The 14,033-nt window shown below is 52.9% G+C and carries 13 protein-coding genes; 6 read left to right on the forward strand and 7 right to left on the reverse strand.

Annotated features, from left to right (window positions below):
• Positions 1–22: 22 nt before the first annotated feature.
• The 3 genes from xylH to xylF form a co-directional block, all read right to left on the reverse strand.
• The gene (gene xylH, locus AB7E14_RS01660; protein WP_428169296.1) at positions 23–1,204 is read right to left on the reverse strand and encodes a xylose ABC transporter permease XylH; all 1,182 of its coding nucleotides are present in this window, start codon (positions 1,202–1,204) and stop codon (positions 23–25) included.
• Positions 1,182–2,723 (reverse strand): xylose ABC transporter ATP-binding protein, encoded by a 1,542-nt coding sequence (locus tag AB7E14_RS01665; protein WP_042998579.1) that lies wholly within the window; start codon positions 2,721–2,723, stop codon positions 1,182–1,184. Before AB7E14_RS01665 ends, xylH begins: the two co-directional genes overlap by 23 nt.
• A 78-nt stretch (positions 2,724–2,801) precedes the next feature.
• Positions 2,802–3,794, reverse strand: a complete 993-nt coding sequence (gene xylF, locus AB7E14_RS01670) for a D-xylose ABC transporter substrate-binding protein (protein WP_428169297.1) — start codon at positions 3,792–3,794, stop codon at positions 2,802–2,804.
• 363 nt (positions 3,795–4,157) lie between these two features.
• Here xylF and xylA point away from each other — a divergent pair, with 363 nt between their 5' ends.
• The 3 genes from xylA (at position 4,158) to yiaB (ending at position 7,547) form a co-directional block, all read left to right on the forward strand.
• Positions 4,158–5,480 (forward strand): xylose isomerase, encoded by a 1,323-nt coding sequence (xylA, locus tag AB7E14_RS01675; RefSeq protein WP_044328307.1) that lies wholly within the window; start codon positions 4,158–4,160, stop codon positions 5,478–5,480.
• A gap of 97 nt (positions 5,481–5,577) precedes the next feature.
• On the forward strand, positions 5,578–7,032 hold the full coding sequence (gene xylB / locus AB7E14_RS01680; protein WP_046401667.1) for a xylulokinase: 1,455 nt from the start codon (positions 5,578–5,580) through the stop codon (positions 7,030–7,032).
• A gap of 167 nt (positions 7,033–7,199) precedes the next feature.
• Positions 7,200–7,547 carry an inner membrane protein YiaB gene (gene yiaB, locus AB7E14_RS01685; RefSeq protein ID WP_042998575.1) on the forward strand — a complete coding sequence of 116 codons (348 nt, stop codon included), beginning with the start codon at positions 7,200–7,202 and terminating at the stop codon, positions 7,545–7,547.
• A 130-nt stretch (positions 7,548–7,677) separates the two neighbouring features.
• Here yiaB and AB7E14_RS01690 read toward each other — a convergent pair whose 3' ends face one another.
• Positions 7,678–8,673 (reverse strand): acyltransferase, encoded by a 996-nt coding sequence (locus AB7E14_RS01690; RefSeq protein ID WP_192503022.1) that lies wholly within the window; start codon positions 8,671–8,673, stop codon positions 7,678–7,680.
• Positions 8,674–8,850: 177 nt separating this feature from the next.
• On the opposite strand from AB7E14_RS01690, the gene AB7E14_RS01695 reads away from it, so the two are divergent.
• The 3 genes from AB7E14_RS01695 (at position 8,851) to glyS (ending at position 12,243) form a co-directional block, all read left to right on the forward strand.
• On the forward strand, positions 8,851–9,156 hold the full coding sequence (locus AB7E14_RS01695) for a YsaB family lipoprotein (RefSeq protein ID WP_042998574.1): 306 nt from the start codon (positions 8,851–8,853) through the stop codon (positions 9,154–9,156).
• A gap of 96 nt (positions 9,157–9,252) precedes the next feature.
• On the forward strand, positions 9,253–10,164 hold the full coding sequence (gene glyQ, locus AB7E14_RS01700) for a glycine--tRNA ligase subunit alpha (RefSeq protein WP_042323214.1): 912 nt from the start codon (positions 9,253–9,255) through the stop codon (positions 10,162–10,164).
• A 9-nt stretch (positions 10,165–10,173) separates the two neighbouring features.
• Positions 10,174–12,243 (forward strand): glycine--tRNA ligase subunit beta, encoded by a 2,070-nt coding sequence (glyS, locus tag AB7E14_RS01705; protein ID WP_058587417.1) that lies wholly within the window; start codon positions 10,174–10,176, stop codon positions 12,241–12,243.
• Between the two features lie 79 nt (positions 12,244–12,322).
• On the opposite strand, the gene cueP is transcribed toward glyS, so the two are convergent.
• From cueP to AB7E14_RS01720, 3 genes are all read right to left on the reverse strand, one after another.
• Complete coding sequence (gene cueP / locus AB7E14_RS01710; protein ID WP_316962401.1) at positions 12,323–12,862, reverse strand: copper-binding periplasmic metallochaperone CueP; 540 nt, start codon at positions 12,860–12,862, stop codon at positions 12,323–12,325.
• A gap of 179 nt (positions 12,863–13,041) precedes the next feature.
• The gene (cspE, locus tag AB7E14_RS01715) at positions 13,042–13,254 is read right to left on the reverse strand and encodes a transcription antiterminator/RNA stability regulator CspE (RefSeq protein WP_000014594.1); all 213 of its coding nucleotides are present in this window, start codon (positions 13,252–13,254) and stop codon (positions 13,042–13,044) included.
• Positions 13,255–13,526: 272 nt separating this feature from the next.
• Complete coding sequence (locus AB7E14_RS01720; protein WP_042998571.1) at positions 13,527–13,817, reverse strand: HTH-type transcriptional regulator; 291 nt, start codon at positions 13,815–13,817, stop codon at positions 13,527–13,529.
• Positions 13,818–14,033: the final 216 nt, after the last annotated feature.

A 14,033-nucleotide genomic window follows, 5' to 3' on the forward strand; every position in this document is an offset into this window, starting at 1 on the left:
AATAGCCCTATTTTTCAGCAGTTCAGGCGCGGCGTTTTGTCGCTGAATCCATCCATACTGCCAGCAACAGAATCGCTCCCTTCACGATATACTGCCAGAACGTTGGGACATCCATCATACTCATTCCGTTATCCAGAGAAGCCATAATAAATGCCCCCATCACTGCGCCGGCAACGCTGCCGACGCCACCCGCCAGGCTGGTTCCGCCGATGACGCAGGCGGCAATGGCGTCCAGTTCGGCGATGTTTCCCGCCGATGGCGACCCGGCACCGAGACGCGAACTGAGGATGAGCCCGGCAATCGCCACCATCAGACCATTGATGGCGAACACCGCCAGTTTGGTCCGCGCGACGTTAATGCCGGAAAGGCGGTCGGCCTCCAGATTACCCCCTATGGCATAAATACGTCGGCCAAATGCGGTTCGTGTCGCCATGAACATCCCGGCGAGCAGCAAAAATACCAGCAGCAGAACGGGCGTCGGCACGCCGCGATAATCATTCAACAGCCAGATGGCGCCTAACACAATCACGGCAGTTAATGCCTGGCGGCCCACTACGCTGGTTGACGCCGGGGCATCAAGACCCAGGGACTGCCGGCGCATGCGCCCGCGCCACTGCCAGCCGATAAACGCCATCAAACCCATCGCGCCGAGGGTGAAGCCCAATCCATTGGATAAGTAGCTTTGCCCAATCTGCGACATGGCGGAGCTGGTCGGCGATACGGTTGTACCATTGGTGATGCCGATGAGGATACCGCGAAACGCCAGCATCCCGGCCAGAGTCACAATAAATGAGGGAACTTTGCGGTAAGCGACCCACCAGCCATTCCAGGCGCCGAGCAGCAATCCCAGCGCCAGCGTGACGATAATGGTGAACGGCAGCGGCCAACCCAGCCAGACGTCGCAGATAGCCGCGACGCCGCCCAGCAGTCCCATCATGGAACCGACGGAGAGATCGATTTCCGCTGAGATGATGACGAATACCATGCCGACCGCCAGGATCCCCGTAATCGCGGTCTGGCGGAGCAGGTTGGAGACGTTACGTGCGCTGAGATACGCACCGTCCGTTGTCCAGGTAAAGAACAGCATGATCACAATGATGGCCGCTATCATCACGAACACCTGTAGATTCAGCGATTTAATCCCAGGAAAAACGCCCGTCAGTGGGGCGGTGAGTTTAACGTCAGACGGATTGTTTTTCGACATGATGTTCGCTCCTCAAAGCGGCTTCCATCACCTGCTCTTGCGTCAGGTTATGATTGACCAGGTTGGCTTTCAGTTTTCCTTCATGCATCACCAGAATGCGGTCGCTGAGCCCCAGCACTTCGGGCAATTCAGACGAAATGACAATTACGGCGATACCCTGCTGAACGAGCTGGTTAATAAGCTTGTAGATTTCATATTTCGCGCCGATATCGATGCCCCGGGTAGGCTCATCAAGGATGAGAATTTGCGGGTTAAGCAACAGGCAGCGCGCCAGAATGGCTTTTTGTTGATTTCCACCGCTCAGACGTCCGATCGCCAGCTCAGGAGAAGACGTTTTGACTTTGAGACGTTGCAGGGATTCGAGGATGCATTTGTATTCGGCGGCATCGTCTAACTGGCTTACCTTGCCAGTGAACTGATCAAGCGCGGCGAGGGTAATGTTTTTCCCCACCGCCATGACCGGCACAATGCCATCGCGTTTGCGGTCCTCCGGGACCATGGCGATCCCGTGGGCGATGGCCTGCTGGCAGTTGCGGATGTTAACGGACTGACCGTCAATCACCACCTCTCCTTCCCAGCGTCCGGGCCAGACGCCAAACAGACACTGAACAAGCTCCGTGCGTCCCGCGCCGACCAGACCAGCAATCCCCAGGATTTCGCCGCGCTTTAGTGAGAAGGAAACGTCATTCACGCGGCGGATATGGCGATTGACGGGATGCCAGGCCGTGAGGTGATCAACGCGTAAAATCTCTTCACCCGTGGTGTGAGGTTCGCTGGGGTAGAGTGCAGTGAGTTCGCGGCCAACCATCATGGTGATGATATCGTCTTCGCTCATGCCAGCCGCGTCGCGGGTGCCAATATGCTTGCCATCACGGATCACGCAGATCGTGTCGGAAATGGCTTTCACTTCGTTCAGCTTGTGTGAAATGTAGATGCAGGCGATATCGTGTTGTTGCAGATCGCGGATGATCTCCAGCAGCACCGTTGTTTCCTGTTCGGTGAGTGACGCTGTCGGCTCGTCCAGAATCAGCAGGCGCACTTGTTTATTCAGCGCTTTCGCAATTTCAACCAGCTGTTGCTGACCAAGGCCCAGTTCGCCCACCCGGGTATCGGGCGAAATTGCCAGACTGACCTGCCTGAGCAATTTTTGGCAGCGCAGGGTCATCATGTCGTAATCCAGCACGCCATGACGGCTTATTTCGCTACCGAGGAAAATATTCTCCAGCACGGTTAAGTGCTTAACCAGTGCTAACTCCTGATGGATGATGGCAATCCCTTTGCGCTCGGTATCACGAATATGGTTGGCCTGTAGCGTTTCTCCGGCAAATACAATTTCACCTTCGTAACTGCCATGGGGATAAATACCGCACAGTACTTTCATCAGCGTCGATTTACCTGAGCCATTCTCGCCGCATAATGAAATAATTTCACCGGCATTCAGTCTGAGGCTGACGTTATCAATCGCCTTGACGACACCGAAGGTTTTGGTGATGTTCTTCATTTCAAGTAGACAGGACATAGCGACTCCGCAGTAGCCAATGAGAGAACCGGGCGTAGTGGGAAATGCGCGCCCGCAGCCTTCGCTGGGGCGCTGCGCTTACAGTTCGCTCTGCTTAAGGAATCCGTCTTTAATCACGGTCTCATTGATGTTGATTTTGTTAACGACAATCGGCGTCAATAAGCGGGAGGGGACATCTTTCAGACCGTTGTTTAACGTAGCGTCGGCTTTAGGTTGCTGTCCGTTACCCAGTTCTACGGCGATTTCGGCGGCGGTATTGGCCAGCAGCGTAATCGGTTTATACACGGTCATTGTTTGTGTTCCTGCGACAATGCGCTTGATACCCGCAAGGTCGGCGTCCTGACCTGAAATCGCCACTTTTCCTGAAAGCCCTTGCGCACTGAGCGCCTGAACCGCACCGCCTGCCGTCGCGTCATTGGAGGCGACAACGGCGTCAATGTTGTTATTGTTCGCGGTTAAGGCGTTTTCCATAATTTTCAGCGCATTTTCCGGCAGCCAGCCGTCAACCCACTGATCGCCAACCACCTTTATTTTTCCGGAATCGATATACGGTTTTAAAACTTTCATCTGCCCGGCGCGGAAGAGTTTGGCATTATTATCGACCGGCGAGCCGCCCATCAGAAAATAATTTCCCTGAGGGACACGTTCAACTAATGCCTGGGCCTGTAATTCACCGACTTTTTCGTTATCAAATGAAATATAGAAATCGATGTCTGCGTCATTGATCATGCGGTCATAAGCTAAAACTTTAATACCTTCCTGTTTCGCCTCTTTAACCACGTTACTTAATACTTGTCCGTTATAAGGAATAATAACGAGGACATCCACGCCTCGGTTAATCATATTTTCAATCTGCGACATCTGGGTTTCTTCATTCCCGTTCGCGGACTGGACAAAGACTTTTGCGCCAAGCGATTCGGCTTTGCTGACGAAAATATCGCGATCTTTCTGCCAGCGTTCGAGGCGCAGGTCATCAATCGCCATGCCGATTTTAATTTCTTTGGCATGTCCCGCCACGCTGGTGAGCAAAAGGGAGGTGCAGACAGTGAGTAAGAGATTCTTCATCTTCATAATCGTGATGCCTTTCGTTAGAGGGAGCAACAATAAAAGTAACAATCACAGCATAAGACGTTGCAGAATTTAGCAATTCATACGGGGAAGACAATTACAGATTTTTATCTTGCGGTTACGAAATTTGGTTTATTTCCTGAATTATGACCAGGATCGTACTTTTTACGGTGAAGACTGAATGTTGCATTTATGCCAGCAGAGTACCCATTTTTTGCAAATGGATATTTTTATTTTGCGAGGTGGCGCACACTTGTGAATTCTCTCAATAGCAGTGTGAAATAACATAATTGAGCAACGGGAGGGGAGTGCTCAATATTACGACATGACCTATTCTCGTCGTATTTCCTGATTATGGAGTTCATTATGCAGGCATATTTTGACCAACTCGATCGCGTTCGTTATGAAGGCCCCCGTTCCACTAATCCGTTAGCATTCCGTCATTACAACCCTGATGAGATCGTATTGGGCAAACGGATGGAAGATCATCTGCGTTTTGCAGCCTGCTACTGGCATACCTTCTGCTGGAACGGGGCTGATATGTTTGGTGTCGGGGCGTTTAATCGTCCGTGGCAGCAACCGGGGGATGCGCTGGCGCTGGCAAAACGTAAAGCGGACGTCGCGTTTGAATTTTTCCACAAGCTGAACGTTCCGTTCTACTGCTTCCATGATGTCGATGTTTCGCCGGAAGGCGCGTCGCTGAAAGAGTACAAAAATAACTTCGCCGAAATGGTGGATGTGCTGGCAGAGAAACAAGAGCAGAGCGGCGTGAAACTGCTGTGGGGAACGGCAAACTGCTTCACCAACCCCCGTTATGGTGCCGGGGCGGCGACGAACCCGGATCCGGAAGTGTTCAGTTGGGCGGCCACCCAGGTGGTAACGGCGATGGATGCCACGCACAAACTGGGCGGTGAAAACTACGTGCTGTGGGGCGGACGTGAAGGGTACGAAACCTTGCTGAATACCGACCTGCGTCAGGAGCGTGAGCAGATTGGCCGCTTCATGCAAATGGTGGTTGAGCACAAGCACAAAACGGGCTTCCAGGGCACGTTGCTGATTGAGCCGAAGCCGCAGGAACCGACCAAGCATCAGTATGACTACGACGCCTCGACCGTTTACGGCTTCCTCAAGCAGTTCGGTCTGGAAAAAGAGATCAAACTGAATATTGAGGCTAACCACGCGACGCTGGCAGGTCACTCGTTCCACCACGAAATCGCCACGGCGATTGCGCTGGGTCTGTTTGGCTCTGTCGATGCCAACCGGGGTGACGCGCAGCTGGGCTGGGATACCGACCAGTTCCCGAACAGCGTAGAAGAGAACGCATTGGTGATGTACGAAATCCTCAAAGCGGGCGGTTTCACCACCGGTGGCCTGAACTTTGACGCCAAAGTGCGCCGTCAGAGTACGGATAAATACGATCTGTTCTATGGCCATATTGGCGCGATGGACACGATGGCGCTGTCGCTGAAAATTGCCGCGCGCATGATTGAGGATGGCGAGCTGGATAAGCGCGTCGCGAAACGTTATGCCGGCTGGAGTAGCGAACTGGGCCAGCAGATCCTGAAAGGACAGATGTCGTTAAGCGAACTGGCGCATTATGCTGAACAGCACAACCTGGCGCCGGTGCATCAGAGCGGTCATCAGGAACAGCTGGAAAACCTGGTGAATCATTACCTGTTCGATAAATAATCGACATCGCCGGGTGACGCAGCGTTTCCCGGTTGGTGATTTGACAAGCCCGGTGAGCGTTGTGGCACCGGGCATTTCAGTTTAAGGAACCCACCCTATGTATATTGGGATCGATCTTGGCACCTCGGGCGTGAAAGCGATTTTGCTCAATGAGCAAGGCGAGGTGGTCGCATCGCAAACGGAAAAACTCACCGTCTCCCGTCCTCATCCGCTCTGGTCGGAGCAAGATCCCGAACAGTGGTGGCTGGCGACCGACCGCGCCCTGAAGGCGTTAGGCAAGCAGCATTCGTTAAGTAAAGTGAAAGCGCTGGGGATTGCCGGGCAGATGCATGGCGCGACGTTGCTCGACAGCCAGCAACAGGTGCTGCGACCGGCCATTCTGTGGAATGACGGACGTTGTGGCGAGGAGTGCGCGTTGCTGGAGTCAATGGTGCCGCAGTCGCGCGCCATCACGGGTAACCTGATGATGCCTGGATTCACGGCTCCGAAGCTGCTGTGGGTACAGCGCCACGAGCCAGCGGTGTTCCATCAGGTGGCAAAGGTGCTGCTACCGAAAGACTATCTGCGTTTACGCATGACCGGTGAATTTGCCAGCGATATGTCTGACGCTGCGGGAACGATGTGGCTGGATGTGGAAAAACGTGACTGGAGTGACGTGATGCTGAATGCCTGCGGCCTGACCCGTGACCATATGCCCGCGTTATTTGAAGGGAGTGAGATTACCGGCAAATTGCTGCCTGATGTCGCAATGGCGTGGGATATGCCTGCGGTTTCTGTCGTTGCAGGCGGTGGCGACAATGCGGCGGGCGCAGTCGGCGTAGGGATGGTCAATGCCGATCAGGCCATGCTGTCACTGGGAACGTCCGGCGTCTATTTTGCCGTCAGTGACGGTTTCCTGAGCAAGCCCGAAAGCGCAGTACACAGCTTTTGCCATGCGTTGCCTGAGCGCTGGCATCTGATGTCGGTGATGCTAAGTGCAGCCTCCTGTCTGGACTGGGCGGCAACATTAATCGGTCTGAAGACGGTGCCGGCGCTGATTGATGCGGCGCAGCAGGCTGATGAGGCAGCCGACCCTGTCTGGTTCTTGCCGTATCTTTCAGGTGAACGTACGCCGCACAATAATCCGCAGGCGAAAGGCGTGTTCTTTGGTCTGACCCATCAGCATGGACCGGCTGAGCTGGCGCGCGCGGTGCTGGAAGGCGTGGGCTATGCGCTGGCCGACGGGATGGATGTGGTACATGCCTGTGGGGTGAAGCCGCAAAGCATCACGCTGATCGGCGGCGGTGCGCGCAGCGCGTACTGGCGGCAAATGCTGGCGGATATCAGTGGCCTGCAACTGGATTATCGCACCGGTGGTGATGTGGGGCCGGCACTGGGTGCCGCTCGTCTGGCGCAAATTGCGATGAATCCGGAGAAGTCATTAGCCGAGCTATTGCCGCAACTTCCGCTTGAACAAACACATATGCCCGACAGGCAACGCCATAGCGTTTATCAACAGCGCCGGGAAACCTTCCGCCGTCTTTATCAGCAGCTACTTCCACTCATGTCCTGAGTCTGAATCCCTCCTGTTTTGCAGGAGGGATTAACCCAAAGCATATAAATAATTGATCAATAAATTAAATATATGGATTTATTCTGAAATTCCATTTTCTGTTCATTTTTCAGTGTTGTCTTTCATAGGTTATCCCTAATCTGCATCCGTTGGATAAGGAGATCCCAGTGAAAAGCTCAACGTTAATTTCCTGGTTGTTGCTCATCTCAGGCACATCGACTTACGTTATCGGCTTAGGGATGGCATGCCCCTTACTGAGCGGAAAAGGTTATTTCCTCGGTGTCCTGGTGACCGCAATGTTTGTCACATACGTTTATCTACGTGAGGAAAAACGCGACCAACTGGACGATAGCGTCGTTACCGTGTGCCAACTGGTCGCGCTTATCACGCTGGGGTTGTTTCTGGTCGGCATCCTCAATGCACCGCTTTCACTGAGTGGGCGGGGTCTCTATCCGGTGGCGCTCTTTATGGGTCTACTGGGTTTTGTACGCCTGATTCGTGCATCGGATCATTAAATAAAAAGGGGATCACTTTGCTGTGGGGTTTCCTGGCTTGCTATTTGTTACGGCGTCTGAGACGGCGTTCTCCCTGATAACGGTTTTAGTCTCTCTGAAATGCCCGGCGCCACGACCGGGCATTTCAACATCAACTGACCAGCCTGCGCGTATCGATGCGTTGTAACAGCATTGAAAGTAGTAAACTGCCCACGAGAGTCGCGCTGAAAATCCACAACATATCCAGCGGCGGCCAGCGTTTGATTTCCAGACCGCTGGTGCGCAAGGCATGAATAATGAGCGCATGAAAGCCATAAATGCCGAGTGAATGGCGTGAAATCAGCCCCAGCCCAGGGACCGTTTGCGTATTCAGCGTGTTTTTCACCAGCGTCAGTAGCGCGACAGCACAGATAAAGACCATGGGGCCGCAATAGAGATACCAGGTATCGGCAAAATTGCCGCGCCACTGTAGTTCATGCAACGTCCCACGAGAGATGACCCACACCGCCAGCACGAAAAGCCCCGCGCTTAACCAGGAAAGCGCGCGTTTTTGTGTTTCCATCATGCCGATAGCGCGTCCTAGCATCCCGTACAAAATGTAGTAAAAGGTATCGCCGTTGATATACAAATTAATGGGGAGCCACTCGAATCCGCCCACTTTTTGCGACACGGTATTCGGATTGGCGAGAATGCCAATGACCACCATCAGCACCAGCAGCATTTTGCCACTCACGTTTTTCACCTCAATCAGCGGCGAGACCAGATAGATCACGGCGATCGCGAAGAAAAACCACAGATGATAGAACACCGGTTTTTGCAGCAGATTTTTTAAGGAGAGTTCGGCGTTAATCGAAGTAAACAATGTGATGTAGAGCAGGGCAACGGCGCTGTAAAACAGCAGGCACAGCGCGATGCGTAAAAAATGGCGTGGTTGTGCGCTGCGCTCGCCAAAAAAGAGGTAGCCCGAAATCATAAAAAATAGCGGCACGCTAACGCGTGAAGCCGAATTCAGTACGTTGGCAAGATCCCAGTTAACGGGACTGACACTCTGTGCATTGGTGATGTACCAGGTTGTGGTGTGAATCATGACCACCATCAGACAGGCGATCCCTCGCAGGTTATCAATCCAGAAAATTTTGGGCTGCATCAGTTCCTCTGTTTTCGTTTCAAAAATGGTCTGACTCACATTTTGTCAGCCTGTCCCGCTGGATTAATCTGAGTTTTTACACTAAAGGTTGTGATGGTCCGATGGGATTCGCAAAATGCGTCTGCCACACCGAACGTAATAATAATAAGACTGATCAGTGAATTAGGCGGTAATAAAATGATGATGAAATCTTTTTTTCCAGCAATGGTGATTCTGTTGCTGGCAGGATGTACACCCTCCCAGCCATCGCCGACACAAAAGGCGCAGAAAGTGAAAGTCAGCCCCACGCGCACGCTGGATATGGAAGCGCTGTGCAAAGATCAGGCTGCGCGACGCTATAATACCGGTACGCAGAAAATTGATGTTACGGGCTTTGAACAATTTCAGGGAAGTTATGAGATGCGCGGCGCTACCTTCCGTAAAGAGAGTTTTGTCTGCTCTTTTGATGCAGATGGGCAGTTTTTACATCTTTCCATGCGTTAAGCCCTGCCTTTTTCCCGTTTCGTACTGTATATCTTGCAGTCAGCGGGTATACTGATCCCTTCCTTTTAAAACCACACGTATCCAGCACGAAATACTATGCAAAAGTTTGATACCAAGACCTTCCAGGGCCTGATCCTGACATTACAGGATTACTGGGCTCGTCAGGGCTGTACCATTGTTCAACCTTTGGACATGGAAGTGGGTGCAGGTACCTCGCACCCGATGACCAGCCTGCGTGCGTTGGGGCCAGAACCGATGGCAACCGCGTATGTGCAACCTTCTCGTCGTCCAACTGATGGACGCTATGGCGAAAACCCGAACCGTTTACAGCACTACTATCAGTTTCAGGTGGTGATTAAGCCCTCTCCGGACAACATCCAGGAGCTGTATCTCGGGTCGCTGAAAGAGCTGGGTATGGATCCAACCATCCACGACATTCGCTTTGTGGAAGATAACTGGGAAAACCCGACGCTGGGTGCCTGGGGTCTGGGCTGGGAAGTGTGGCTGAACGGGATGGAAGTGACGCAGTTCACTTACTTCCAGCAGGTCGGCGGACTGGAATGTAAGCCGATCACCGGTGAAATCACCTATGGTCTGGAACGTCTGGCCATGTACATTCAGGGCGTAGACAGCGTTTACGACCTGGTATGGAGCGACGGCCCGCTGGGTAAAACCACGTATGGCGACGTGTTCCATCAGAACGAAGTGGAGCAATCCACCTACAACTTCGAATACGCGGACGTGGACTTCCTGTTCACCTGCTTTGAGCAGTACGAGAAAGAAGCGCAGCAACTGCTGGCGCTGGAAACGCCGCTGCCGCTGCCTGCCTACGAGCGTATTCTGAAGGCCGCCCATAGCTTCAACCTGCTGGATGCGCGCAAAGCCATCTCCGTCACCGAACGCCAGCGCTATATTCTGCGTATTCGTACCCTGACTAAAGCAGTGGCAGAAGCTTACTACGCTTCCCGTGAAGCCCTCGGCTTCCCGATGTGCAATAAAGACAAATAAGAGGCGGCCATGTCTGAGAAAACTTTCCTGGTGGAAATCGGCACTGAAGAGCTGCCACCAAAAGCCCTGCGCAGCCTGGCGGAATCCTTTGCTGCGAACGTGACGGCGGAGCTGGATAATGCTGGCATCGCGCACGGCCATGTTGAATGGTTTGCGGCACCGCGTCGTCTGGCGCTGAAAATCGCTAATCTGGCGGAATCCCAGCCCGATCGCGAAGTTGAAAAACGCGGTCCGGCGATTGCCCAGGCATTTGATGCCGAAGGCAAACCGAGCAAAGCGGCAGAAGGCTGGGCTCGGGGTTGTGGTATTACCGTTGATCAGGCTGAGCGTCTGACCACCGATAAAGGCGAATGGCTGCTGTATCGTGCACACGTGAAAGGCGAAAGTGCCGAAGCGCTGTTGCCGAACATGATCGCTACATCGCTGGCGAAACTGCCGATCCCGAAACTGATGCGCTGGGGAGCAAGCGACGTGCATTTCGTACGTCCGGTTCATACCGTGACTCTGCTGCTGGGCGACAAAGTCATTCCGGCGACCATTCTGGGTATTCAGTCCGATCGCATTATTCGCGGCCATCGCTTTATGGGCGAGCCGGAGTTCACCATTGACAATGCTGACCAGTATCCGCAAATCCTGCTGGAGCGCGGTAAGGTTATTGCCGACTACGAACAGCGTAAAGCCAAAATCAAAGCGGATGCCGAAGACGCGGCGCGCAAGATCGGCGGTAATGCCGATCTGAGCGACAGCCTGCTGGAAGAAGTGACCTCGCTGGTGGAATGGCCGGTGGTACTGACGGCGAAATTCGAAGAGAAATTCCTCGCGGTACCCTCTGAAGCGCTGGTGTACACCATGAAAGGTGACCAGAAGTACTTCCCGGTCTACGCCAACGACGGCAAACTGCTGCCGAACTTCATCTTCGTTGCGAACATCGAATCGAAAGATCCTCAGCAAATCATTTCCGGTAACGAGAAGGTGGTGCGCCCGCGTCTGGCGGATGCCGAGTTCTTCTTCAATACTGACCGTAAAAAACGACTGGAAGATCACCTGCCGCGTCTGCAAACCGTGCTGTTCCAACAGCAGCTGGGTACATTGCGCGACAAGACCGATCGTATTCAGGCGCTGGCGGGCTGGATTGCCGGTCAGATTGGCGCAGACGTTAACCATGCCACCCGTGCGGGCCTGCTGTCGAAATGTGACCTGATGACCAACATGGTCTTCGAATTCACCGATACCCAGGGCGTAATGGGCATGCACTATGCTCGCCACGATGGTGAAGCGGAAGATGTTGCCGTCGCTCTGAACGAACAGTATCAACCGCGCTTTGCCGGTGATGACCTGCCGTCTAACCCGATTGCCTGCGCACTGGCGATTGCGGATAAGATGGACACCCTGGCGGGAATCTTCGGTATCGGTCAGCACCCGAAAGGGGACAAAGACCCGTTTGCGCTGCGTCGTGCTGCGCTGGGCGTGCTGCGCATTATCGTTGAGAAGAACCTGAACCTCGATCTGCAAACGCTGACCGAGGAAGCGGTGCGTCTGTACGGTGATAAGCTGACCAACGCGAACGTGGTGGATGACGTGATCGACTTTATGCTCGGTCGCTTCCGGGCCTGGTATCAGGATGAAGGTTACACCGTGGATACCATCCAGGCGGTGCTGGCACGTCGTCCGACCCGTCCGGCTGATTTCAACGCGCGTATGAAGGCGGTCTCGCACTTCCGTACGCTGGAAGCGGCATCTGCGCTGGCGGCAGCCAACAAGCGTGTCTCTAACATCCTGGCGAAGTCTGATGAGACGCTGAACGAGCGTGTTAATGCCTCAACGTTGAAAGAGCCAGAAGAGATCGCGCTGGCGATGCAGGTTGTGGTACTGCGTGACAAGCTCGAACCGTACTTTGCCGAAGGCCGTTACCAGGACGCGCTGGTGGAACTGGCTGAACTGCGCGAGCCGGTCGATTTATTCTTCGAAAAAGTGATGGTGAACGTCGAGGATAAAGAGTTGCGTATCAACCGCCTCTCGATGCTGGAAAAACTGCGTGAGCTGTTCCTGCGTGTGGCGGATATTTCGCTGCTGCAATAAACATCGCGCAAGTCACCACCGCAGACAAACGCTGAAACCTGCCCTCGGGCAGGTTTTTTTATGGACGGGACAGGAAGAGTTACTGCAACTGCAATTCCGTCAGACAGGTCTGGCTGTCATCCTTCGTGGCAATGGCGTGTGATGCCGTTTTGCCGTTGTAGCTCACTTCTATTGTCCCTTCAATATTGCGCGGCAACCAGACGCCGATAAACCCGTTCTGATAGCTTTTGAGCGGTTTCTGAATCAGCACATTGCCTTTGTTATCCGTCACTTTAACGTTGAACGTCGTGTCCGGCATTTCACCCTGGCAGCCGGACAAACTGTGGTTAAAGCACGGGTGCGTCTGCTGCTGGTAAGGTGCAAACGAGAGATAGAATTTTTCGCCCAACGGCAGGGTATACATCTGCCCATCAGAAGCGAGTTTTAACTCGGTACTGGTGATGGAAGCCGAATACGGCAGTGGACGGGGTTGTGGCGTTTGATCGATGGTATCCACGATCTGCTCGACTGACTTACCGGCAAGACCATGTTCGGCAAGGAATGTGGTTTCTGGCGATGCAGCAAACGCGGCGCCGCTGGTGAGTAAACCTAGCGTGAAGAACAACGGGAGTCTGGACATAGCATCAATTCCATGTGAAAAACAGGGTCTTCACTATAAAGCTTACCCTTAGGGAAAGGTCAAAGGCTGGCCAGGTAAAGTAATGCAAAGAAGGGAAACAGGGATATCGAAAGGCGGGTAAGAGATAAAAAAAATCCCCGCCGTCTGGCAGGGATCTCGAATTCTGAGCTTATTTAAGCTTACAGGCTGGTTACGTTGCCAGCTGCCGGGCCTTTAGCGCCGCTTTCGATGGTGAAGGAAACTTTCTGACCTTCGTCCAGAGATTTGTAGCCATCGTTCTGGATAGCAGAGAAGTGTACGAACACGTCTTTAGAGCCATCGTCAGGAGTGATGAAGCCGAAGCCTTTGTCAGCGTTGAACCATTTTACGATACCAGTCATTTTACCGGACATAGTGTATTACCTTTTAAAAAATAAGTGTGCCTTTCGGCGATATGGCGTGCTCTACAGATTTTTTAAGCGTTAAGGAAATGCGCACTACGAGGGGTATCAACGATAACTCTTGAAGGGGACTGCCTTACTAAACTGCTTTAATGGTCTGTACGTCAAACCGTGGAACGCATTAACTCATGTAACGCCTGGTGATGCAACTGTTATTTTTCGCCCGATGGGTTAAGTGGTCAGAAAACGGTCCTGTATCAGGACCGTTCATCAACGATTGTCGATTACTCCATCAACTGCTTACTCAATGCCGGGTTAGCCTGTATCAGGCGCATCAGCTTCAATTCGGTACTGGAGGGTTTAACGCGTTTTGATTCCCACTCCTGTACCAGTGCAACCGTTACGCCTAACGCTCTGGCGAAATCATCCGTTTCCAGCCCGCTCCCCCGGCGTAACTGTTCAAATTCGCTAAAGGGGCTTGGCTTATGCGTCAGGGTGATTTTTGATGTTTCTTCTTTAAAAACAATTTGTTCCAGGCTGCTCAGCAGCTCAAACATTGGATCTTTAGATTCCATTGAGAACTCCTTTAAATCACACAGCGAGATCGTGAATTTCATCGAAGCCAGTTAAGAATAGTCGTAAATGAGAAAGCGCGTTGGGCGTCACAGTTTAAGAGGGGGACAAGACTCGTTTCAGCGGCGAGAAGGCAGCGTATTTGTAGCTTGCTAACGATTTGATAACGGGCACTATATCCCGCGTGGTAATGAGAATTGTAAAGATTACGAAAATAT

The sequence above is a fragment of the Citrobacter sp. genome (assembly GCF_050252275.1).
Classification (GTDB): Bacteria; Pseudomonadota; Gammaproteobacteria; order Enterobacterales; family Enterobacteriaceae; genus Citrobacter_A; species Citrobacter_A amalonaticus.